This is a genomic window from Citrobacter sp. Res13-Sevr-PEB04-36 (assembly GCF_015672735.1).
GTDB lineage: Bacteria > Pseudomonadota > Gammaproteobacteria > Enterobacterales > Enterobacteriaceae > Citrobacter.
The window spans coordinates 12,056-34,335 of record NZ_JADABY010000065.1 but is presented as its reverse complement, the minus strand read 5'-3'; the positions used below and the strand labels follow the sequence as shown (position 1 = coordinate 34,335).

The following is a 22,280-nucleotide window of genomic DNA, read 5'->3' as shown; positions in this document are numbered from 1 at the left end:
CCACCCTTTAAGGTTAATCGGCTAAACGCGCCAGCAATAAATTACCCGATGAGGAGACGGCACTTACGCGCGCCTCTCGACCTTGCGCCTGGTATTCGATGTGTATTTCGACGTCCGGGTCCGGGAGCACACCTTTACCTTGTTGTGGCCATTCCACCAGGCAAATTGCATCATTGGCAAAATAATCACGGATCCCCATAAATTCGAGCTCCTCGGGGTCCGCAAGTCGGTACAGATCGAAGTGATATACCATTATATTTTCAAGCGAATAGGGTTCGACCAGCGTATAGGTGGGGCTTTTTACATTGCCTTTATGACCTAACGCCTGCAGGAATCCCCGGCTGAAGGTGGTTTTACCCGCGCCCAAATCGCCGTACAAATAAATAACTGTTGCGCCGTCACAGGCCTTGGCTACCCGCAGTCCCAGGTCTAACGTCGCCTGTTCATCCGGTAGCGGAATTACTTGATTCATCATGATAAACGTCAATCACATCAGGGTTAACAATACGCTGTAGCGTGGTAAAGAGATCTGTCGCCAGCATGCCACGCGAACCAAAACGCGCCGCCAGCACATCTGCTGCCGCGCCGTGAGCCACACATCCCGCACACGCAGCATCATAAGGGGTAAGCTTCTGCCCGAGCAATGCGCCAATGATACCCGAGAGCACATCGCCCATACCGCCGCTGGCCATTCCTGCGTTACCAGCATCGATAATACCTAACGCATTATGTTCAGAGGCCACAACTGTACCCGCGCCTTTCAGCACCACTACACCTCCGTACCGTTTTACCAGACGTTGTGCAGAAAGTAAGCGATCCCCCTCAATTTCTGTAACGGAACAGCCCAGAAGCCGCGCAGCCTCTCCCGGATGCGGCGTGATCACGCGATTGTGACGTTTATCGGGATTGATTGCCAGCAGGTTAAGCGCATCAGCATCCCAGAGCATCAGTTTGCGAAAGTTCTCAACTTTTTGCAGTGCTTTTTTGCCCCACTCCTGCTGCCCAAGCCCGGGACCAATGACCACCACATCCGCCCACGCCAGACTTTCATCCACCGCGCGGGGAGTCAACTCATCGACCATCAGTTCCGGACGGGCGGTCAGAATCGGCGCAATATGTTCACTGCGCGTGAGCACCTTAACCAGTCCGGCACCAGTACGGAGCGCCGCTTCACCCGCCATGCGTATGGCGCCTGCCGTGCCATAGTCCCCCCCGATAATCACCAGTCGGCCATGATCGCCTTTGTGCGAGGTCGCCCGGCGAGGTGCTAACCAACACGCAAGCTGCGAGGCGTCAACGCGCTGAATGGGCGCGTCCTGCCCCGCCAGCCAGGCATCCAGCCCGAGCGCGTTAAAATGGATACGCCCTGTGACATCACGCGCTTTGCCCGTGAGCAGACCGGGCTTCAATGCAATAAAGGTAACGGTATGGGCGGCATGAATCACCGCTCCGGGCGTTCCCCCCGTCTGCGCCAGCAGACCGGAAGGAATATCAATAGCCACTGTGGGAGCAGAATGCGCATTCGCCTGTTCGATTAATATCGCCAGTGGGTCACGAGGTGCATGTTTTAAGCCGGTGCCGAGCAGCGCATCGATAATCACATCCACCTCTTGCGGCCAGATAATATCCGGGGCATGGATAACGCCACCCGCATTCAACCAGGCATTACGAGCATGTTCTGCCTCCTGAGGGAGCGGTTTGTCGCTTTCTTGCGCTAATAGCGTGACGTGAATCCCCGCCGCTTTGGCAAGTCTCGCCACGACATAGCCGTCGCCGCCGTTATTACCGTGGCCACAGAGCACCAGCCAGTGCTGCGCGTTCGGATACGTATTGCGGGCAACCTGGAACGCCGCCTCTCCCGCACGTTGCATCAGCTCATACAGCGTCAGCCCAAGGCTGTCTGCCGCCTCATGTTCCATCCGTTTGATGTCATCGGCGTGCCAGACGGAGTGTGGTATACTTGCGGGGTTTTTCTTCATTGTATGGTCCGTCATGTCAGAGCCCCTCGATCTCAATCAGTTAGCACAAAAAATTAAGCAGTGGGGGCTGGAACTTGGCTTTCAGCAGGTCGGCATTGCCGATACCGACCTTAGCGAAGCCGAACCCAAACTGCAGGCCTGGCTGGATAAACAATACCATGGTGAAATGGATTGGATGGCCCGTCACGGCATGATGCGCGCCCGCCCCCACGAATTATTACCCGGAACTTTACGCGTCATCAGCGTACGGATGAATTATCTTCCCGCCAACGCCGCGTTTGCCAGCACGCTAAAAAACCCGTCACTGGGCTACATCAGCCGTTATGCGTTGGGCCGTGACTACCATAAGCTGCTGCGTAACCGTTTAAAAAAGCTGGGCGAGTTGATCCAGCAGCATTGCGTTTCGCTGAATTTTAGACCTTTTGTCGATTCTGCGCCCATTCTGGAGCGTCCACTGGCGGAAAAAGCCGGACTTGGCTGGGTTGGTAAGCACTCACTAATTCTCAGCCGTGAAGCCGGATCATTTTTCTTCCTTGGTGAACTGCTGATCGATTTACCGCTGCCCGTGGATCAGCCTGTTGAAGAAGCCTGCGGCAAATGCGTGGCCTGTATGACGATTTGCCCCACGGGCGCCATCGTTGAACCGTACACCGTTGATGCCCGCCGCTGTATTTCCTATCTCACGATCGAACTGGAAGGCGCCATCCCGGAAGAGTTTCGCCCGCTGCTAGGCAACCGAATCTATGGCTGCGATGACTGCCAGCTTATTTGTCCCTGGAATCGCTATTCGCAGCTCACCGCAGAAGATGACTTTAGCCCACGTAAACAGCTACATGCCCCGGAACTGATTGAGTTATTTGGCTGGAGCGAAGCATGGTTTTTAAAAGTAACGGAAGGTTCGGCGATTCGTCGCATCGGACACTTGCGATGGTTGCGAAATATCGCCGTTGCGCTGGGCAATGCCCCGTGGGATGAAACAGTGATAAATGCGCTGGAAAATCGCAGAGGTGAGCACCCACTTCTCGACGAGCACATAGAATGGGCGATTGCGCAGCAAATTGAGAAAAGAAATGCGTGCGTGGTTGAAGTGCAGTTACCGAAGAAACAGCGACTGGTCAGGGTGATTGAAAAAGGTCTGCCGCGTGATGCTTAAGTCATCCACAGCTTGTGTATAAAAATAAAAACACATTGATATTCAAGAAGGAAAAAATCGTCAAGTGATCGCTTTAACAATTTGAAATGATAATTAATTTATTAAATTCAAATGGTTACAAAGATACTATTCACCAGGCGAAGTTTTTTGCATTCCAGGAATATTACCTGGATCTGTGGATAAGTCTGTTTACAAGAGTATGTCAAAGACAAAACAAAACAGCCCCAACGCGGTTATTCGTTGTGGATATGTTTATTGAGATAAGAATTTGGAGCGGGAAACGAGACTCGAACTCGCGACCCCGACCTTGGCAAGGTCGTGCTCTACCAACTGAGCTATTCCCGCTTAATCTTCGTATTTCGAAGCGCTACTGCGTTGGCTGCCTTCATTCACCTTAGTCACTTACTCAAGTAAGTTTCCGAGGACTCATTCAGTTGCCGCCTTGTCGCAATTCGAAATCCTGCGATTGGTGGTGCGTATCTTGCGATACTTTTCAAATTTTGGAGCGGGAAACGAGACTCGAACTCGCGACCCCGACCTTGGCAAGGTCGTGCTCTACCAACTGAGCTATTCCCGCTTAATCTTCGTCTTTCGAAGCGCTACTGCGTTGGCTGTCTTCATTCACCTTAGTCACTTACTCAAGTAAGTTCCCGAGGACTCATTCAGTTGCCGACTAGTCGCAATTCGAAATCCTGCGATTGGTGGTCTGTGCTTAGAAAGCACTTTTCAAATTTTGGAGCGGGAAACGAGACTCGAACTCGCGACCCCGACCTTGGCAAGGTCGTGCTCTACCAACTGAGCTATTCCCGCAAATCTGTACTGCTTTTGTTGCTGTCGTAACGCGTAAATCTCTGTCGTTACGGGAGGCGCATTATACGAGAAATTCGTTTAGCTGCAACCCCCTTGAATACGATTTTTTTGAAAACTCGTTCAAGTGATTACTTTACAAGCAAGCTGAACAATTTAGCGTCAAAAAGCCGGTGACGCAAGCCACCGGAGAACAAAATCAAAGCTTAATAAAATGCTCACGGTAGTAAGCCAGCTCAGCGACGGACTCACGAATGTCGTCCATCGCCTGATGTGTCCCCTGCTTGGTGAAGCCATCGAGGATCTCCGGCTTCCAGCGACGAGCCAGCTCTTTCAACGTGCTGACGTCCAGATAGCGATAATGGAAATATGCTTCCAGTTCCGGCATGTATTTAAACAGGAAACGACGGTCCTGGCCGATGCTGTTGCCACAAATCGGGGATTTACCTGCCGGAACCCACTCTTTTAAAAATGCCAGCGTCGCCAGCTCTGCTTCGCGATCGCCCATGGTGCTCGCTTTCACGCGCTCCACCAGCCCACTGCCGGTATGCGTGCGCACGTTCCAGTCATCCATTAGCGCCAGCTGCGCGTCGGACTGGTGGACGGCAATCGTCGGTCCTTCAGCCAGAATATTCAGATTGGCGTCAGTCACCAGCGTCGCGATCTCAATAATGCGATCGCGCTCGGGATCCAGACCAGTCATCTCCAGATCGATCCAAATCAGGTTGTTTTCATTGCCACTCATGCTATTTTCCACCCTTCAGACGTCACATTCAGTGTGACTATATTCATCTAAAATTGCGTGTATCATAAATGTTTTGCCCATCATGGGCGACCAGGAGTCAGTACGATTGAGTAAAAATAAACTCTCCAAAGGCCAACAGCGCCGCGTGAACGCCAATCACCAGCGTCGTCTTAAAACGTCCACGGAGAAGCCCGACTACGACGACAACCTGTTTGGCGAGACCGCTGAAGGCATTGTTATCAGCCGTTTTGGCATGCATGCCGACGTGGAGTCTGCCGACGGAGATGTCCACCGTTGCAACATCCGTCGCACAATTCGTTCGCTGGTGACCGGCGATCGCGTGGTCTGGCGACCGGGTAAAGCCGCAGCCGAAGGCGTGAACGTTAAAGGGATCGTTGAAGCGGTACATGAACGTACTTCGGTGCTTACGCGCCCGGACTTTTATGACGGTGTAAAACCCATTGCGGCCAACATCGACCAAATCGTCATTGTCTCAGCCATCTTACCCGAGCTGTCACTCAATATTATCGACCGATATCTGGTTGCCTGCGAAACATTGCAGGTTGAGCCCATTGTCGTGCTCAACAAAATCGATCTGCTCGACGATGAAGGCATGGCTTTCGTGAACGAGCAGATGGATATCTACCGCAATATTGGCTATCGCGTATTGATGGTATCGAGCCATAAAAAAGACGGTTTGCAGCCACTTGAAGAAGCCTTGACCGATCGTATCAGCATTTTTGCTGGTCAATCTGGCGTGGGTAAATCCAGTCTGCTCAATAACCTGCTCGGCCTGCAGAAAGAGATCCTGACCAACGATGTCTCCGATAACTCCGGTCTTGGGCAACACACCACCACGGCCTCTCGCCTGTACCACTTCCCGCATGGCGGTGACGTCATCGACTCCCCCGGCGTACGTGAGTTTGGGCTATGGCATCTTGAGCCGGAACAAATCACCCACGGGTTTGTCGAATTCCATGACTACTTAGGTCATTGTAAATATCGCGACTGCAAACATGATACGGATCCAGGCTGCGCTATCCGTGAAGCAGTAGAGAAAGGGGCTATCGCCGAAACTCGGTTTGAGAATTATCACCGCATCCTTGAAAGCATGGCGCAGGTAAAAACGCGTAAAAACTTTTCTGATACGGACAACTGACAACTAAGCTAAGCATCGCTAGAATCTTCCCCCTTTTTTCAGGATCCGGCCCGCATGCCGGATCGGGAACAAATTATGGCCTGGAGGCTACCTTGTTAAATTCATTTAAGCTTTCGCTACAATACATTCTGCCGAAACTATGGCTCACTCGCCTGGCGGGTTGGGGTGCAAGCAAACGAGCAGGATGGCTAACTAAACTGGTTATCGATCTGTTCGTGAAATATTACAAGGTCGATATGACAGAGGCGCAGAAGCCGGATACCGCCAGCTATCGCACCTTCAACGACTTCTTCGTGCGCCCGCTGCGTGACGATGCCCGCCCAATTAATACCGACCCGAATGTTCTGGTCATGCCGGCTGACGGCGTGATTAACCAGTTGGGCAACATCGAAGAAGACAAACTGTTACAGGCCAAAGGGCACAGCTACAGCCTTGAAGCACTGCTGGCAGGTAACTACCAGATGGCGGACAAGTTCCGTAATGGTACGTTTGTCACGACATACCTCTCACCGCGTGATTACCACCGCGTACATATGCCGTGTAACGGTATCCTGCGAGAGATGATGTACGTGCCCGGCGACCTCTTCTCGGTCAACATCCTGACCGCGCAAAACGTGCCCAACCTGTTTGCTCGTAACGAACGCGTTATTTGCCTGTTTGACACTGAATTTGGCCCGATGGTGCAGATTCTGGTCGGTGCAACCATCGTCGGTAGCATTGAAACCGTCTGGGCTGGCACCATTACGCCACCGCGTGAAGGTGTGATTAAGCGTTGGACATGGCCTGCAGGTGAAAGCGAAGGTTCAGTCGCACTGCTGAAAGGTCAGGAAATGGGCCGCTTTAAGCTTGGTTCAACCGTCATCAACTTGTTTGCGCCAGGCAAAGTTAATCTGGTCGAACAGTTGCAGGACCTTTCAGTTACCAAAATCGGTCAACCGATGGCTATCTCTACCGAAACGTTCGTGACGCCAGAGGCCGAACCTGCCCCGCTTGCTCAAGACGAGATCGACTCAGAACACGCTGCCAGCCCGCTGGTTGACGACAAAAAAGACGAAAGTTAAACATAGGAATCGCTGCTGTGCGCCTGATTATCACTTTTCTGATGGCCTGGTGCCTCAGCCAGGGGGCGTACGCTGCGACGGCCCCCGATACCAAACAAATCACTCAGGAACTGGAGCAGGCCAAAGCGGCAAAACCCGCTCAGCCAGAAGCCGTCGAGGCGCTCCAGTCCGCGCTGAATGCCCTTGAGGAACGTAAAGGCTCCCTTGAGCGTGCCGAGCAGTATCAGCAGGTTATTGATAACTTCCCCAAGCTGTCTGCGACGCTACGCGCACAGCTTACCAACCTGCGTGATGAACCGCGTAACATCCCAACCGATCTCTCAACTGACGCCTTAAACCAGGAGATCCTCCAGGTCAGCAGCCAGTTGCTGGAAAAAAGCCGTCAGGCCCAGCAGGAGCAAGATCGCGCCCGCGAAATCGCCGATTCATTAAACCAGCTTCCCCAACAACAAACCGATGCCCGCCGTCAGTTAAATGAGATTGAACGACGCCTTGGCGCAGCCAGCAGCAATACGCCGCTCAATCAGTCGTTGCAGGCTGAATCCGCCAGGCTCAAAGCGCTGGTTGATGAGCTGGAGCTGGCACAACTTTCCGCCAACAACCGTCAGGAACTGGCACGGATGCGCTCCGAACTGGCTGAAAAACAGAGCCAGCAGCTCGATACTTACCTGCAAGCATTGCGTAATCAGCTCAACAGCCAGCGGCAACGTGAAGCGGAGCGGGCGCTGGAAAGCACCGAGCTGCTGGCAGAAAACAGTGCGGGACTGCCGGAAGGTATTGTCGACCAGTTCAAGGTCAACCGCGAACTGTCACAAGCTTTAAACCAGCAGGCACAACGTATGGACCTGGTGGCGTCTCAACAGCGTCAGGCCACCGGTCAAACGTTGCAGGTACGTCAGGCATTGAACACCCTGAGAGAGCAGTCACAGTGGCTGGGGGCGTCGAATATGTTAGGCGAAGCCCTGCGGGCGCAAGTTTCCCGTCTGCCTGAAATGCCTAAGCCCCAACAGCTCGATACCGAAATGGCGCAGCTTCGCGTACACCGTATGCGCTATGAGGATCTCCTCAACAAACAGCCACAGCTACGCCAGATCCATCAGGCAGATGGACAGCCGCTGACCGCTGAACAGACCCGCATTCTCAATGCCCAACTGCGTACCCAGCGTGAGCTGTTAAATTCCCTGCTACAGGGCGGCGATACGCTGATACTCGAGTTAACCAAGCTGAAAGTTTCCAATAGTCAGCTGGAAGATGCATTAAAAGAGGTTAACGAAGCCACGCACCGCTATCTGTTCTGGACCTCTGACGTCAGCCCGATCTCACTCTCCTGGCCGGTCGATTTGGTTCAGGACCTGCGTCGTCTGATCTCATTAGATACGTTCAACCAGCTCGGTAAAGCCAGCCTCATGATGCTCACCAGCAAAGCCACGCTGCTGCCGTTGTTTGGCGCGCTGGTGCTGGTAGGTTTTAGCCTCTATTCGCGTAAGCACTTCACCCGCTTTCTTGAGCGATCGTCTGCGCGGGTCGGCAAAGTCACACAAGACCACTTCTGGCTGACGATACGCACGGTGTTCTGGTCAATCCTCGTCGCCTCGCCGCTGCCGGTGCTGTGGGCGACGCTGGGTTACGGCCTGCAGGAAGCCTGGCCCTATCCGCTGGCCGTCGCTATCGGCGATGGTGTGACCGCCACGGTGCCTATGCTGTGGGCGGTGATGATTTGCGCCACCTTTGCGCGGCCTAACGGTCTGTTCATCGCGCACTTTGGCTGGCCGCGCAACCGCGTCGCGAAGGCCATGCACTATTATCTGATGAGCATCGGGCTGATTGTTCCGCTGATCATGGCGGTTATCATGTTTGATAATCTCAATGACCGGGAATTCTCCGCCTCACTGGGGCGTCTGTGCTTTATGTTGATCTGTGGCGCACTGGCCATCGTCACCCTGAGCCTGAAACGCGCCGGGATCCCGCTGTACCTCGACAAAGAGGGCAACGGCGACAACATGGTCAACAGCATGCTGTGGAACATGCTGATGGGCGCCCCGTTGGTTGCCATTCTTGCAGCTGCTGTCGGATACCTGGCCACGGCGCAGGCATTGCTGGCCCGCCTGGAGACGTCCGTTGCGATCTGGTTCTTGTTGCTGGTGGTTTACCACGTCATCCGTCGCTGGATGCTGATCCAGCGTCGTCGTCTGGCCTTTGACCGCGCCAAACACCGGCGCGCAGAAATGCTGGCGCAACGTGCGCGTGGTGAAGAAGAACCGGCGCACTCAACAAGCCTTGAAGGGGCGATTGATGTCGATGAAAGTGAAGTCGATCTTGATGCGATCAGCACACAGTCGCTGCGTCTGGTACGTTCTATCCTGATGCTCATCGCCCTGCTGTCGGTCATCGTGCTGTGGTCAGAAATTCATTCCGCTTTTGGCTTTCTGGAAAATATCTCACTATGGGATGTAACCTCCACGGTGCAGGGTGTAGAAAGCTTAGAACCAATTACGCTGGGCGCAGTGCTGATTGCCATTCTGGTGTTTATCATCACCACCCAACTGGTGCGCAACCTGCCTGCGTTACTGGAACTGGCATTATTGCAGCACCTGGATTTAACACCCGGTACCGGTTACGCCATCACCACCATAACCAAGTATCTGCTGATGCTAATTGGTGGCCTGGTGGGCTTCTCAATGATTGGTATTGAGTGGTCGAAACTGCAGTGGCTGGTTGCTGCTCTCGGTGTTGGCTTGGGCTTTGGTTTACAGGAAATCTTCGCCAACTTTATATCCGGCCTGATCATCCTGTTTGAAAAACCAATCCGTATTGGCGACACGGTAACCATTCGCGATCTTACCGGTAGCGTGACCAAGATTAACACCCGCGCCACCACCATCAGCGACTGGGACCGTAAAGAGATCATCGTGCCCAACAAGGCGTTTATCACCGAGCAGTTTATCAACTGGTCGTTATCCGACTCAGTGACTCGTGTGGTATTGACCATTCCAGCACCATCAGAGGCCAACAGCGAAGAGGTCACGCAAATCCTGCTCACTGCCGCTCAGCGTTGTTCACTGGTTATCGACACGCCGGCACCGGAAGTCTTCCTGGTTGATCTTCAGCAGGGGATTCAAATTTTTGAGCTGCGTATCTATGCCGCCGAGATGGGACACCGTATGCCGCTGCGCCACGAGATCCACCAACTGATTCTGGCTGGCTTCCGCGAACACGGTATCGATATGCCGTTCCCACCGTTCCAGATGCGTCTGGAGAGCCTCGGCGGTAAGCAAACGGGGAGAACGTTAAGTTCTGCGGGCAGAGGTAAGCGCCCGGCAGGAAGTTTATAAGCTTAATCGTGCAGGATAAGGCGCATTAGCACCTTATCCTGCCAACAAGTTACTCAACCGCCCATTCAGGCTTATTACCCATACGACGGCTGTAGTTCTGATAAATCGCCATCGCCAGTAGCGAGAAGAAGATCGGGCCGCCGGTCATCCACAGTGCACTGTTCCAGTCGCCTGCTTCAATCACCGGCTGGATGATGGTAAACACGTTAGCAAACGTCACCACCAGCACCACAACACTCGTTGCCAGCAGCGTTGCGGCTCGAGTTTTAAATATCACAAACGGTCTTTCCAGGCCGACACGAGATTTAAAGAAGGGGAACGCCAGCGCGAGGAACAGATACGGCAGCGTCATCGAGACGTTCGCCATCAGCGTCAGCTTGTTATAGAACGCCGAGGCCGTATCGCCGCCAAACGACACCAGCAGAATAAACAGGCTCACTAGCAGACACTGCATCCACATTGCCGTCGTCGGCATCCCCATAGCGTTCAGCCTGGTCATCGGCGCAGGCCACAGTGCTTTTGGCGTTCCCTGAATAATCGCTTTCAGCGGCGAGTAGCTGAGCGTAAAGAATGCCCCGGTGTAAGCGAGGAACATAGACAGTCCGGTAATACGCGCAAACCAGACGCCCGTGGTTATAGCCGCCTCAGGAGAAAGATGCAGCGCATGGCCCAGCGTCATCCCCAAGCTTTTCATCAGAATATAAGTAATATTCCCCAGGTTCACCGAACTATTACTTAATACATCCTGCCAGTTGGTACTCACGCCCCATAAAAAGATGGCCAGCGAATACCCCACTGAAATCACAATCGCGGCAAAGACAATGCCTTTAGCGAAGTTCTTTTCGGGTTTATCTGTTTTATCAACCAGTCCACCCACGGCTTCAATTCCACCATAAGCAAAAATAGCAAACACCACAAATGACAGCATGGCCAGACCGGACTGATATCCCGGATTCGGTGAAGAGATAAAATTAATATCCTGAGCAAAGTGGCCACCAGTTAATAACAAAATAGCGACACTCACTAACAACAAAACTAAATTAAGACACATAACGGCAATTCCACCAACTGCCGTAATACGAGCAATCTTATTAATACCTCGTGATGCCACACCGGTCACCAGCACCATCCAGCCTACGGCGAGCAGTCCGACGACCTGCGTGGGCTCAAGCCCCGCGATACGCCAGGTCTGCGTCATATCCGCGCCAAACATGAAGGTGGAAAAAGGCACCCAGACTTTCGCCGCTGTGCTCACCATCCAGATAACGTAGGAAGAGAACCACATAAAGGTGCCAATAAACGCATAGCGCGGCCCAACGCTATTATTCATCCACGAATAGATCCCACCCTCCTCTTTGCGATAGGCGGAACCCATTTCAGCCATCATTAAGGCGAATGGAATAAAGAATAATAATGCAGAAAATACATACCATGGAATGGCACTGTATCCCATTAAATAGAAAGCCGAGGGGCTATTAGCAAATCCAAAAACTGACGTAAATATCATCAGGATGAGACCGGTCAGGCTCATCTTCTTTATTGTTTGGGTCATTAAACTATCCCTTACTCTGGAGAGTGTTTATCAAACACCACTCACCGGTGAATACTGCCCCCTTGCAGAGATCAGCAATATGAAAATCAACACAGGATTGATACCTGAATGCTAACAAAATTCCAGAGTTAAATTGTGGCTATTAGAGGGGAAATGAAAAAAGATGCTACAAAGTGGTGGCTATACACCACTTTGCATTGTGGAAACGTATGTTACGCACGATCGACGGTAAAGGCGATGACATCGGCCAGGCTATCGGCACCCAGCGCCAGCATAACCAGGCGATCAACACCCAATGCAACACCTGAGCAATCCGGCATCCCGACTTTTAGCGCTTCAAGCAGGTTGTTATCAATAGGCTGCTGCGGTAGGCCGCGGGCGGCACGTTTACGGTTATCCTGTTCGAAGCGCTGCTGTTGCTCCCGTGCGTCGGTCAGCTCATGGAATCCATTCGCCAGTTCAATACCTTTGTAGTAAACCTCAAAACGTTCAGCCACGCGGTGATCTTCAGTACTGATTTGCGCCAGCGATGCCTGGCTGGCCGGGAAATGATACACAAACGTCGGTTTATCTTTCCCAATGTGCGGCTCAACGCCCATCGCAAACAGCAGTTGCAGCAAGGTATCCCGGTCTTCTTCGGTATCCGCGATATTGCTAAGATCCAGCTTAGCTGCCGCTTCGCGCAACTGTGTTTTATCCGCTGACAGCGGGTCGATTTCCAGATGACGCTGGAAGGCTTGCTGATAAGAGAGGCTTTCTGCCGGTGAGCAGTCCAGCACTTGCTGGAGCAAATCGTCCACTTCATTCATCAGACGATACATATCGTAATGAGGACGGTACCACTCGAGCATAGTGAACTCAGGGTTATGATGACGCCCCATCTCTTCGTTACGAAAGCTACGGCACAACTGGTATACCGGGCCACACCCTGCCACCAGCAGGCGCTTCATATGGTATTCCGGGCTGGTCATTAAATAGAGGTTCATACCCTGAGAATGGCCAGGGCCAACGAAACGTGTTTCGAACGGGAACAGATGAATATCGGTAACCGTCGCCTGACTCATACAAGGTGTCTCAACCTCAAGCACGCCACGGTCGGCAAAAAAGCGGCGGATTTCCGCTATAATTGCTGCACGTTTTAACAGATTGGGGATGGACGCGCTCGGCTGCCAGGTTGCCGTTTCGCTCATGGTTGTTTCTCCGATTTAAGACAAGGGCACGAAGTCTACTCGTAACGCGTTAGCGAGACAAATTTCAGGAGGGAATAACAAACACGGACTTGTAGCTAAAAAAAGCAACATTGGGTGGTTTAGTAATTAAATTAATCAAAATCAATGATAATTCACCCCTGCGATACGCTAAAAAAATCGAACACGTCAAATTTCCCGCCACTCCCTGAGACTATACTATTGTACCTATAAAGGAGCAGTGGAAACGCGTTCATAACCCGTTTGACTCAGATGAAGCATCTGATTACGGGCGGGGATGAAATAACAACAATCTGGAGGAATGTCGTGCAAACCTTTCAAGCCGATCTTGCCATTATTGGCGCCGGTGGCGCGGGATTACGTGCTGCAATTGCTGCCGCACAAGCAAATCCCAACGCTAAAATCGCACTGATCTCAAAAGTGTACCCAATGCGCAGCCATACCGTTGCTGCTGAAGGCGGCTCTGCTGCTGTCGCGCAGGATCATGACAGCTTTGACTACCATTTTCACGATACGGTAGCTGGCGGAGACTGGCTGTGTGAGCAGGATGTCGTGGATTACTTTGTCCACCACTGCCCAACTGAAATGACGCAACTGGAACAATGGGGTTGCCCATGGAGCCGTCGTGAAGACGGTAGCGTCAACGTACGTCGCTTCGGCGGTATGAAAATCGAGCGTACCTGGTTTGCCGCGGATAAGACCGGCTTCCACATGCTGCATACGCTGTTCCAAACATCTTTGCAGTTCCCGCAAATTCAGCGTTTCGACGAACACTTCGTCCTGGACATCCTGGTTGATGACGGTCAGGCTCGCGGCCTGGTTGCTATGAACATGATGGAAGGCACGCTGATGCAAATCCGTGCGAACGCGGTTGTTATGGCAACAGGCGGCGCAGGCCGTGTGTACCGTTACAACACCAATGGCGGCATCGTTACCGGCGACGGTATGGGCATGGCGCTGAGCCACGGCGTTCCGCTGCGTGATATGGAATTCGTTCAGTATCACCCGACTGGCCTGCCAGGCTCCGGTATCCTGATGACCGAAGGTTGCCGTGGTGAAGGCGGTATTCTGGTCAACAAAGATGGCTATCGCTATCTGCAGGACTACGGCATGGGTCCGGAAACTCCGCTGGGCGAGCCGAAGAACAAATACATGGAACTGGGTCCGCGTGACAAAGTTTCTCAGGCATTCTGGCACGAATGGCGTAAGGGCAACACCATTTCCACCCCGCGTGGCGATGTGGTTTACCTCGACCTGCGTCACCTTGGCGAGAAAAAACTGCTTGAGCGCTTACCGTTCATCTGCGAACTGGCGAAAGCCTACGTGGGTGTCGATCCGGTTAAAGAACCGATCCCGGTACGTCCGACCGCACACTACACCATGGGCGGTATCGAAACCGATCAACACTGTGAAACCCGCATTAAAGGTCTGTTCGCCGTTGGTGAATGCTCCTCTGTTGGTCTGCATGGTGCTAACCGTCTGGGTTCTAACTCTCTGGCAGAACTGGTGGTCTTCGGCCGCATGGCCGGTGAGAAAGCGATGGAACGCGCTTCAACTGCAGGCGCTGTAAACGGTGCCGCACTCGATGCACAGGTTGCTGGCGTAGAAAAACGTCTGAAAGATCTGGTGAACCAGGAAGGCAACGAAAACTGGTCCAAAATCCGCGACGAAATGGGTCTGTCTATGGAGGAAGGTTGCGGTATCTATCGTACACCGGAACTCATGCAGAAAACCGTGGATAAGCTGGCCGAACTGCAGGAACGTTTCAAGCGCGTACGTATCACCGATACCTCCAGCGTCTTCAACACCGACCTGCTGTACACCATCGAACTGGGTCACGGTCTGAACGTTGCGGAATGTATGGCGCACTCTGCGCTGGCACGTAAAGAATCCCGCGGCGCGCATCAGCGTCTGGACGAAGGCTGCACCGAGCGTGATGACGTCAACTTCCTCAAACACACCCTCGCCTTCCGCGATGCTGACGGCACAACTCGCCTGGAATACAGCGACGTGAAAATCACTACTCTGCCGCCAGCTAAACGTATGTACGGTGGCGAAGCAGAAGCAGCCGATAAGAAGGAGAAGGCGAATGGCTGAGATGAAAAACCTGAAAGTTGAGGTGGTGCGCTATAACCCGGAAACCGATACCGCGCCGCACAGTGCTTTCTATGAAGTTCCTTATGATGAAACAACGTCTTTGCTGGATGCGTTGGGCTACATCAAAGATAACCTGGCACCGGACCTGAGCTACCGCTGGTCCTGCCGTATGGCAATCTGCGGCTCCTGCGGCATGATGGTCAATAACGTGCCTAAGCTGGCGTGCAAAACCTTCCTGCGTGAATACACCAACGGAATGAAGGTTGAAGCTCTGGGCAATTTCCCGATCGAACGCGATCTGGTCGTCGATATGACGCACTTTATCGAAAGCCTGGAAGCAATCAAGCCGTACATCATTGGCAATCCACGTACTCCGGATCAGGGTCCAAACACCCAGACTCCGGCACAGATGGCGAAGTATCATCAGTTCTCCGGTTGCATCAACTGTGGTCTGTGCTATGCCGCGTGCCCGCAGTTCGGCCTGAACCCAGAGTTCATTGGACCGGCTGCAATCACCCTGGCGCATCGTTATAACGAAGATAGCCGCGACCACGGTAAGAAGGAGCGTATGGCTCAGTTGAACAGCCCGAACGGCGTCTGGACCTGTACTTTCGTGGGCTACTGCTCCGAAGTCTGCCCGAAACACGTCGATCCGGCTGCGGCCATTCAGCAGGGTAAAGTTGAAAGTTCAAAAGACTTTCTTATCGCTACCCTGAAACCACGCTAAGGAGTGCACGATGACGACTAAACGTAAAGCCTATGTGCGGCCAATGACGTCCACCTGGTGGAAAAAACTGCCGTTTTATCGCTTTTACATGCTGCGCGAAGGTACAGCAGTTCCGGCAGTCTGGTTCAGTATTGAACTGATTTTCGGCCTGTTTGCCCTCAAGCATGGCGCTGAATCCTGGATGGGCTTTGTCGGCTTTTTGCAAAACCCAGTGGTGGTGATCCTCAACCTGGTCGTGCTGGCGGCAGCGCTGCTGCATACCAAAACCTGGTTTGAACTGGCGCCGAAAGCCGCCAACATCATCGTAAAAGACGAGAAAATGGGGCCAGAGCCGATTATCAAAGGTCTCTGGGTAGTTACTGCGGTTGTAACCGTAGTCATTCTGTATGTTGCCCTGTACTGGTAAGGAGTCCGGGATGATTAATCCAAATCCAAAACGCTCTGACGAACCCGTATTTTGGGGACTGTTCGGTGCAGGTGGTATGTGGGGCGCGATCATTGCGCCGGTAGTGGTTCTGCTGGTGGGTATTATGCTGCCGCTGGGTCTGTTCCCTGGCGATGCGCTGAGCTATGAGCGTATTATGGCATTTGCCCAGAGCTTCATCGGACGTGCATTCCTGTTCCTGATGATCGTTCTGCCGCTGTGGTGTGGTTTACACCGTATGCACCACGCAATGCATGACCTGAAAATCCACGTGCCGGCCGGCAAATGGGTATTCTACGGTCTGGCTGCGATCCTGACCGTTGTAACGGCGATTGGTATCCTCACGATCTAATCGCTCCGCCCTCTTATCATCCGGTAAGAGGGCATTTTTTCACCCTCTCTCTCCTTAATTTCCCGTCAGGTTCTACACTTAGGAAAAGCCCTTTAAGGATAATCCTATGCGATTGCTGCCTGTTGTTGCCGCGGTTACGACTGCGTTTCTGGTTGTCGCTTGTAGTTCCCCCACGCCGCCCAAAGGCGTTACCGTTGTAAATAACTTTGACGCTAACCGCTATCTCGGGACCTGGTACGAAATAGCGCGCTTCGATCATCGCTTTGAGCGAGGGCTGGATAAAGTCACCGCCACCTACAGTTTGCGCGATGACGGCGGCATCAACGTTATCAACAAAGGCTACAACCCAGACAGAAGCATGTGGCAAAAAACGGAGGGAAAAGCTTATTTCACCGGCGAGCCCACCCGTGCGGCGTTGAAAGTGTCGTTCTTCGGCCCATTCTACGGTGGGTATAACGTGATTGCTCTCGACCGGGAGTATCGCCATGCGCTGGTCTGCGGCCCGGATCGCGACTACCTGTGGATCCTCTCACGGACACCCACTATTTCAGATGAAATGAAACAACAGATGCTGGCTGTCGCGACCCGGGAAGGGTTTGATGTGAATAAACTTATTTGGGTGAAGCAACCCGGCGCTTAGTGAGTGCTGAGTTTCAGACCAATAATTCCGGCGACAATCAGACACAGGCTCAGCAAACGTGCCGGACTGGCCGATTCACCGAGCAACAGAATGCCGGTAATGGCAGCACCTACCGCGCCAATGCCGGTCCAGACCGCGTAGGCCGTCCCAACCGGCAGCGTTCTCATCGCCCAGGACAGCATGGCGATACTGACGATCATAGCCACGATGGTAATAATGCTCGGCGTCAGACGGGTAAAACCGTGGGTATATTTCAGGCCAATTGCCCATACAACTTCGAGCAGGCCGGCAACGAATAAAACGATCCAGGACAGATCAGGCTCCAGAATAATAATGGGGCCGTCCCCGGTGAGAGAAGCGTTTGCAGGTCGTCCCACAACGCTGAGGTGTGAAAAGGCATTTTTGCCCGACAGAAAAGGAATTTCAACCTTTTTATCAATTGTCTGCTTAAAGCGAGAATTGGGCATAAATAGCAGCGTAGTTTCCGCATTTGGCAGCCATTGGACTTATCTATGATAAATGGCTTTCTGAAGTCAGGAAGCCATTTGCCCCACTTCTGAATGCGAAAAGTTTATGCATAAAATTTTAGTGATTGACCGGTGCCACTTTACCCGTACAGGGATCGAGGCCTTGCTTAATCATTCTGGTAAGTTCAATTCATCGTTTCTGGTATCAGGAATCAATAACCTCTTGTTGGCAAAAGAGCATATTTCGCAGTGGAAACCGCATCTGGTGATCGCCGATTTAAATGGTTTCCTCAGCGATGTGCATTCTAGTCCACCGATTGCGCCTTTTTTTATGAGCTGTGGTCAAATCCCCCTGATTTTACTGCAATCAGGAGACAGAGAGCCTGTCCCCAACCACAGCCCACAATATGCCATCCATTCGGTATTATCTAAACGCGCCACGCTAACCGAATTGTCAGGCAGTATTCAGGAGGCCCTGGGTGTTCGTCTTGAGCTAGAGACCACCAAAAACGCGACACCGCTACTTACGCCGCAGGAAGAGAAAGTACTGTCGATGTGGATGGACGGCGCGAGTAACAATGCAATAGCGGCTACACTCGGCATTCATGGCAAGACGGTCTATACCTACAAACGCAATATTCGTATCAAGTTGCATTTAGGAAACCGATTTTCACCGTTTCTGTCACTGCCCGAGAAAATGAATTAACGGTACGACACAACGTCGTACCGTTGATGATTATTGCTGAGCTTTTGTCGCTGCACCAGAGATTGCGCTACCGCCTTCAGAAATATCCTGCCCAACACCTTTCGTTGTATTGCACGCAGTCAACACTGAAGAAAGAACCAACACAGAAAAGATCGCTGCAATTGTCTTTTTAACCATAACGTCTTCCTTTTCTAGCCAATATTGTTTGTGTATAGCTACTTAATGATAGACAAGATCCAGAAGGATGACGGAAAAACGCACATTTTTAAGACAATGTGAGAAGATCAACTGGCAGCGTGAGAGATTGAATTACCAAGATGTTTGATGTCTTCACCGAAGCCACGCGCGGTATTACAGCCCGTCAGGAGTGTGCTGGTGAACAGGATAATCATTACAAGACCGAGAAGACGTTTCATCATTCCTGCCCTGGAAAAGTATGGCGCAGCAGCCTGCGCCATCGATCAAATAGGATGTATTACTTAACGCGGGAAACGTATTCGCCTGAACGCGTATCCACTTTGATCACTTCGCCGATCTGTACGAACAGCGGAACTTTAACAACAGCACCAGTGGACAGAGTCGCCGGTTTGCCACCCGTACCCGCGGTGTCACCTTTCAGACCTGGGTCGGTTTCAACGATTTCCAGCTCAACAAAGTTCGGTGGGGTTACGGAGATAGGCTGACCGTTCCACAGGGTCACGATGCACTCAGCCTGATCCAGCAGCCATTTAGCGCTATCGCCTACCGCTTTCTCGTCAGCAGCAAGCTGTTCGAAAGTGGAGTTATTCATGAAATGATAGAACTCACCGTCGTTGTACAGGTAAGTCAGGTTCATATCTACAACGTCTGCGCCTTCAGCGGAGTCGGTGGATTTGAAGGTTTTCTCTACACGGGTACCGGTCAGCAAACGGCGCAGCTTAACGCGCGCGAAAGCCTGGCCTTTACCCGGCTTAACGAATTCACTGGCTTCAACCGCATAAGGTTCGCCGTCCATCATGATTTTAAGACCGGCACGAAAATCGTTGCTATAGTAAGTCGCCATAAGGCCCTCTGAAATTGTTAACTGGTAGCTTAGCCACAAAATGGCGCATATTGTAACCCTAAACACCCCATCCAGAGAAGATTGGTTAGTGCAACTTGCCGATGTTCTCACCGATCCGGATGAACTATTACGTCTTTTGAATATAGACGCTGATGAAAATTTGCTCGCAGGTCGTGAGGCAAAACGTCTTTTTGCCCTGCGCGTTCCGCGATCGTTTATCGCGCGTATGGAAAAAGGTAACCCCAACGATCCACTGCTGCTTCAGGTTCTCACCTCACAGGATGAATTTGTCGCTGCCCCTGGATTCTCGACCGACCCGCTGGAAGAGCAGCACAGCGTCGTTCCGGGATTGCTACATAAGTATCGCAACCGGGCGTTACTACTGGTAAAAGGCGGATGCGCAGTCAACTGCCGCTACTGCTTCCGTCGCCACTTCCCTTATGCCGAAAACCAGGGGAATAAGCGCAACTGGCAGGCTGCGTTAGATTACATTACGGCGCACCCGGAACTGGATGAGATTATCTTCTCCGGCGGTGATCCGTTAATGGCCAAAGACCACGAACTGGACTGGCTGCTCACACAGCTGGAAGCCATCCCGCATATTAAACGCCTGCGCATTCATAGCCGTTTGCCGATTGTCATCCCGGCGCGTATTACCAATGGGCTGACCGAGCGTTTTGCGCGCTCTTCCCTGCAAATTTTGCTGGTGAATCACATTAACCATGCCAACGAAATCGATGAAACATTTCGTCAGGCGATGGCAAAACTGCGTCAGGCTGGCGTCACACTGCTCAACCAAAGCGTGTTGCTACGTGGTGTGAACGATAACGCTCAGACGTTGGCGAATCTCAGCAACGCGCTATTTGATGCCGGGGTGATGCCCTATTACCTGCACGTTCTGGATAAAGTTCAGGGTGCAGCCCACTTTATGGTCAGTGACAACGAAGCGCGTCAAATCATGCGTGAACTGCTGACGCTGGTGTCAGGCTATATGGTTCCCAAACTGGCGCGTGAAATTGGCGGAGAACCCAGTAAGACACCGCTGGACCTGCAATTACGTCAGCAATAATCCAAATGAGTGTCCGTTTTCGGACACTCACTGCCAAATGACAATTTTCAATTTATTCAATCCTACCCTGGCTTTTAATTTATGTTATTTTAACAACAATTATCGTCTAATGTATTTACATATATAATAAATCAATGCAGATTTAGTTTTTCGTTGAATATTAGGTTAGGGAGAACCGCCGTGGCTATAAGTATCAAGGGTATTAATACAGGTGTTATTCGTCAAAATAATGAGTTTATTGCGCTGGCATTGAAGATCAAAGAGCTTAGAAACAAAGAGTCGCTTTTTTTTCTGTCACCGTTGGGGCTACGAGACCTGCTTATCGCGCTGGAGAGCAGGTTTCATGCGAAGCACCAGCTAAGCGAGGACGCGCGCCTACAGTATGAAAAAGCACGCGACAAAGCCAGTCAGAAAATGCATGAAAACATTCCATTAATCCTGGAGGATGAGCTTAAAAACGCGGATATTAATCGTCGGGTAAATTCACTAACGTTAGTCAGTGATGAAGGTGAAAACTTAACGCTATCCCTGACACTACATAATGGCAAAATCTGCGAGCTATTAATTAATGAGCTGCAAATTACAGTTTTGGCACATGCAATCATTCATGCAATAAATAATGCAGACATGCGTGAATTAGCACTGCGTATCACATCATTATTAGATTTCCTGCCTCTGTATGATATTGATTGCCAGGATAACGACAATCTTGAATATGATTCCTATGCGCAACCTGAATGGAAACATAATCTGTTTAATCATTATCTGGCTGTAATCTATCGCTATAAGGATGAAGCAGGGAAAGTTAGGTTCTGTGGTTCAGTGGTGAAAACTCGCGCACCTTCGGGCGGTAAAGAGGTGGAGGCAATTTCTCGTCGCCTTCTCGGCTTCAGCCCAAGACTGAAAAAATTAGCGAATGTACCGTGTCAGGTATTTGTCAGAACACTAACGGGTGATAAAACACAAAAGCTCACTCAGGATCAGTGTCTGCGAGCAGTGCATCATTTACGCGTTCAGTCCGTCAGTAAAGCGCAGAATGCCTGATGGCGCTGCGCTTATCAGGCCTACGGTTGCATGCGCCTGTTCAGGCCACTTTATGACACAAAATCATTCAATCTGCATCGCGGCGGCAAGCGAAGAAATCCCCAGGAGCATAGATAACTATGTGACTGGGGTTTTACAGCACAGCCAACAAAGAGGCAGGTTGAAGGATGAAGTGTAATCAATTAGGGCACTTATAAACCTGACCATTCATCTCGCTGGCGGTCGGGACAAAGCTCGACAGCATGCCTTGTGAAGGACTGCTAACACCATAAATCACGTTACCGCCCATTGCAGCAGCCTGGTTACGCAGGTCGTTAGCCGCACCGCGCATAGAACCACCTTCTTCGCCGTGCTGACCAGAAAGCCAGTTGCTCTGCTTACCGGTTGCAGTACCAATTAGCTGGCACTCAGTTCCAGGTTTCTCTTCAACAAAGCGTACGCTTTGTCCGGCTGAACTCAGTTCGTTGCTGGAGCTACAACCCGCCATCAGTAGCGCGGCACCAACGATCCCTGCTAAATATTTCACGTGCATGTTATTCCCCATAATCAATGCGCTGGACGTTTTGTCCGTAGCTGAATCATATACTAAAAAGATGACCAAAAGAAAAACCCCCGGACATTTCTGCCCGGGGGTTTCTCATTTTTCGCGAGATACGTATTTAATCAAATAATTCAAGTTGCAGGCAGGCGGCAAGTTCATGAATCCCCAGGAGCTT

General features: G+C 51.8%; 22 protein-coding genes and 3 tRNA genes. 12 read left to right on the top strand and 13 right to left on the bottom strand.

The genetic code is table 11. From position 1 onward, the window contains the following. Nucleotides 1-13: 13 nt before the first annotated feature. Both tsaE and nnr read right to left on the bottom strand, forming a co-directional pair. Complete coding sequence (gene tsaE / locus IMQ48_RS18490) at nucleotides 14-475, bottom strand: tRNA (adenosine(37)-N6)-threonylcarbamoyltransferase complex ATPase subunit type 1 TsaE (protein WP_196210167.1); 462 nt, start codon at nucleotides 473-475, stop codon at nucleotides 14-16. Then, entirely contained in the window at nucleotides 444-1,994 is a 1,551-nt protein-coding gene (gene nnr / locus IMQ48_RS18485) for a bifunctional ADP-dependent NAD(P)H-hydrate dehydratase/NAD(P)H-hydrate epimerase (RefSeq protein WP_196210166.1), read from the bottom strand. The genes tsaE and nnr overlap by 32 nt, the downstream gene beginning before the upstream one ends. Here nnr and queG point away from each other — a divergent pair. After that, nucleotides 1,993-3,132 (top strand): tRNA epoxyqueuosine(34) reductase QueG, encoded by a 1,140-nt coding sequence (gene queG / locus IMQ48_RS18480; RefSeq protein WP_196210165.1) that lies wholly within the window; start codon nucleotides 1,993-1,995, stop codon nucleotides 3,130-3,132. The genes nnr and queG overlap by 2 nt on opposite strands. A gap of 269 nt (nucleotides 3,133-3,401) precedes the next feature. On the opposite strand, the gene IMQ48_RS18475 is transcribed toward queG, so the two are convergent. The 4 genes from IMQ48_RS18475 to orn form a co-directional block, all read right to left on the bottom strand. Then, nucleotides 3,402-3,477: transfer RNA gene (locus tag IMQ48_RS18475), tRNA-Gly, on the bottom strand. Nucleotides 3,478-3,633: 156 nt separating this feature from the next. Beyond that, nucleotides 3,634-3,709, bottom strand: a tRNA-Gly gene (locus tag IMQ48_RS18470). Nucleotides 3,710-3,866: 157 nt separating this feature from the next. Continuing rightward, nucleotides 3,867-3,942, bottom strand: a tRNA-Gly gene (locus tag IMQ48_RS18465). A gap of 196 nt (nucleotides 3,943-4,138) precedes the next feature. Then, nucleotides 4,139-4,684, bottom strand: a complete 546-nt coding sequence (gene orn, locus IMQ48_RS18460) for an oligoribonuclease (RefSeq protein WP_096758595.1) — start codon at nucleotides 4,682-4,684, stop codon at nucleotides 4,139-4,141. Nucleotides 4,685-4,790: 106 nt separating this feature from the next. On the opposite strand from orn, the gene rsgA reads away from it, so the two are divergent. The 3 genes from rsgA to mscM all read left to right on the top strand — a co-directional run bounded on the left by rsgA (nucleotide 4,791) and on the right by mscM (nucleotide 10,236). Further along, a complete protein-coding gene (rsgA, locus tag IMQ48_RS18455; protein WP_196210164.1) occupies nucleotides 4,791-5,843 on the top strand; it encodes a small ribosomal subunit biogenesis GTPase RsgA in 1,053 nt (350 codons plus the stop codon). A gap of 92 nt (nucleotides 5,844-5,935) precedes the next feature. Then, nucleotides 5,936-6,904, top strand: a complete 969-nt coding sequence (gene asd / locus IMQ48_RS18450; RefSeq protein ID WP_196210163.1) for an archaetidylserine decarboxylase — start codon at nucleotides 5,936-5,938, stop codon at nucleotides 6,902-6,904. A 17-nt stretch (nucleotides 6,905-6,921) separates the two neighbouring features. Further along, nucleotides 6,922-10,236, top strand: a complete 3,315-nt coding sequence (mscM, locus tag IMQ48_RS18445; protein WP_196210162.1) for a miniconductance mechanosensitive channel MscM — start codon at nucleotides 6,922-6,924, stop codon at nucleotides 10,234-10,236. 49 nt (nucleotides 10,237-10,285) lie between these two features. Here mscM and yjeM read toward each other — a convergent pair whose 3' ends face one another. Both yjeM and epmA read right to left on the bottom strand, forming a co-directional pair. After that, nucleotides 10,286-11,788: a glutamate/gamma-aminobutyrate family transporter YjeM gene (gene yjeM / locus IMQ48_RS18440; protein WP_196210161.1), complete on the bottom strand. Its 1,503-nt coding sequence runs from the start codon at nucleotides 11,786-11,788 to the stop codon at nucleotides 10,286-10,288. Nucleotides 11,789-12,000: 212 nt separating this feature from the next. Then, a complete protein-coding gene (gene epmA, locus IMQ48_RS18435) occupies nucleotides 12,001-12,978 on the bottom strand; it encodes an elongation factor P--(R)-beta-lysine ligase (protein ID WP_096758600.1) in 978 nt (325 codons plus the stop codon). 324 nt (nucleotides 12,979-13,302) lie between these two features. Here epmA and frdA point away from each other — a divergent pair, with 324 nt between their 5' ends. The 5 genes from frdA (at nucleotide 13,303) to IMQ48_RS18410 (ending at nucleotide 17,236) form a co-directional block, all read left to right on the top strand. After that, a complete protein-coding gene (frdA, locus tag IMQ48_RS18430) occupies nucleotides 13,303-15,093 on the top strand; it encodes a fumarate reductase (quinol) flavoprotein subunit (RefSeq protein ID WP_196210160.1) in 1,791 nt (596 codons plus the stop codon). After that, nucleotides 15,086-15,820 (top strand): fumarate reductase iron-sulfur protein, encoded by a 735-nt coding sequence (frdB, locus tag IMQ48_RS18425; protein ID WP_135323432.1) that lies wholly within the window; start codon nucleotides 15,086-15,088, stop codon nucleotides 15,818-15,820. The genes frdA and frdB overlap by 8 nt, the downstream gene beginning before the upstream one ends. 10 nt (nucleotides 15,821-15,830) lie before the next feature. Next, the gene (frdC, locus tag IMQ48_RS18420) at nucleotides 15,831-16,226 is read left to right on the top strand and encodes a fumarate reductase subunit FrdC (protein WP_137376149.1); all 396 of its coding nucleotides are present in this window, start codon (nucleotides 15,831-15,833) and stop codon (nucleotides 16,224-16,226) included. A 10-nt stretch (nucleotides 16,227-16,236) separates the two neighbouring features. Beyond that, nucleotides 16,237-16,596 carry a fumarate reductase subunit FrdD gene (frdD, locus tag IMQ48_RS18415; RefSeq protein ID WP_048212909.1) on the top strand — a complete coding sequence of 120 codons (360 nt, stop codon included), beginning with the start codon at nucleotides 16,237-16,239 and terminating at the stop codon, nucleotides 16,594-16,596. A gap of 106 nt (nucleotides 16,597-16,702) precedes the next feature. After that, a complete protein-coding gene (locus IMQ48_RS18410) occupies nucleotides 16,703-17,236 on the top strand; it encodes a lipocalin family protein (protein WP_196210159.1) in 534 nt (177 codons plus the stop codon). Here IMQ48_RS18410 and sugE read toward each other — a convergent pair. Beyond that, complete coding sequence (sugE, locus tag IMQ48_RS18405; RefSeq protein ID WP_196210253.1) at nucleotides 17,233-17,550, bottom strand: quaternary ammonium compound efflux SMR transporter SugE; 318 nt, start codon at nucleotides 17,548-17,550, stop codon at nucleotides 17,233-17,235. The two genes, IMQ48_RS18410 and sugE, sit on opposite strands and share 4 nt — an antisense overlap. A 259-nt stretch (nucleotides 17,551-17,809) precedes the next feature. On the opposite strand from sugE, the gene IMQ48_RS18400 reads away from it, so the two are divergent. Next, entirely contained in the window at nucleotides 17,810-18,409 is a 600-nt protein-coding gene (locus IMQ48_RS18400; RefSeq protein WP_196210158.1) for a LuxR C-terminal-related transcriptional regulator, read from the top strand. 30 nt (nucleotides 18,410-18,439) lie between these two features. Here IMQ48_RS18400 and ecnB read toward each other — a convergent pair whose 3' ends face one another. The 3 genes from ecnB to efp form a co-directional block, all read right to left on the bottom strand. Further along, a complete protein-coding gene (gene ecnB, locus IMQ48_RS18395) occupies nucleotides 18,440-18,586 on the bottom strand; it encodes a lipoprotein toxin entericidin B (protein ID WP_016151395.1) in 147 nt (48 codons plus the stop codon). Nucleotides 18,587-18,693: 107 nt separating this feature from the next. Continuing rightward, nucleotides 18,694-18,828 carry a lipoprotein antitoxin entericidin A gene (gene ecnA / locus IMQ48_RS18390; protein WP_196210157.1) on the bottom strand — a complete coding sequence of 45 codons (135 nt, stop codon included), beginning with the start codon at nucleotides 18,826-18,828 and terminating at the stop codon, nucleotides 18,694-18,696. Between the two features lie 56 nt (nucleotides 18,829-18,884). Next, on the bottom strand, nucleotides 18,885-19,451 hold the full coding sequence (gene efp / locus IMQ48_RS18385; protein WP_196210156.1) for an elongation factor P: 567 nt from the start codon (nucleotides 19,449-19,451) through the stop codon (nucleotides 18,885-18,887). A 40-nt stretch (nucleotides 19,452-19,491) separates the two neighbouring features. Here efp and epmB point away from each other — a divergent pair, with 40 nt between their 5' ends. Further along, nucleotides 19,492-20,520, top strand: coding sequence for an EF-P beta-lysylation protein EpmB (gene epmB, locus IMQ48_RS18380; RefSeq protein ID WP_196210155.1), 1,029 nt, complete (start codon nucleotides 19,492-19,494; stop codon nucleotides 20,518-20,520). Between the two features lie 180 nt (nucleotides 20,521-20,700). Continuing rightward, nucleotides 20,701-21,564 carry a YjeJ family protein gene (gene yjeJ, locus IMQ48_RS18375; protein ID WP_196210154.1) on the top strand — a complete coding sequence of 288 codons (864 nt, stop codon included), beginning with the start codon at nucleotides 20,701-20,703 and terminating at the stop codon, nucleotides 21,562-21,564. Between the two features lie 178 nt (nucleotides 21,565-21,742). Here yjeJ and IMQ48_RS18370 read toward each other — a convergent pair whose 3' ends face one another. Next, nucleotides 21,743-22,096 carry a DUF4156 domain-containing protein gene (locus IMQ48_RS18370; RefSeq protein ID WP_196210153.1) on the bottom strand — a complete coding sequence of 118 codons (354 nt, stop codon included), beginning with the start codon at nucleotides 22,094-22,096 and terminating at the stop codon, nucleotides 21,743-21,745. Between the last annotated feature and the right edge of the window lie 184 nt (nucleotides 22,097-22,280).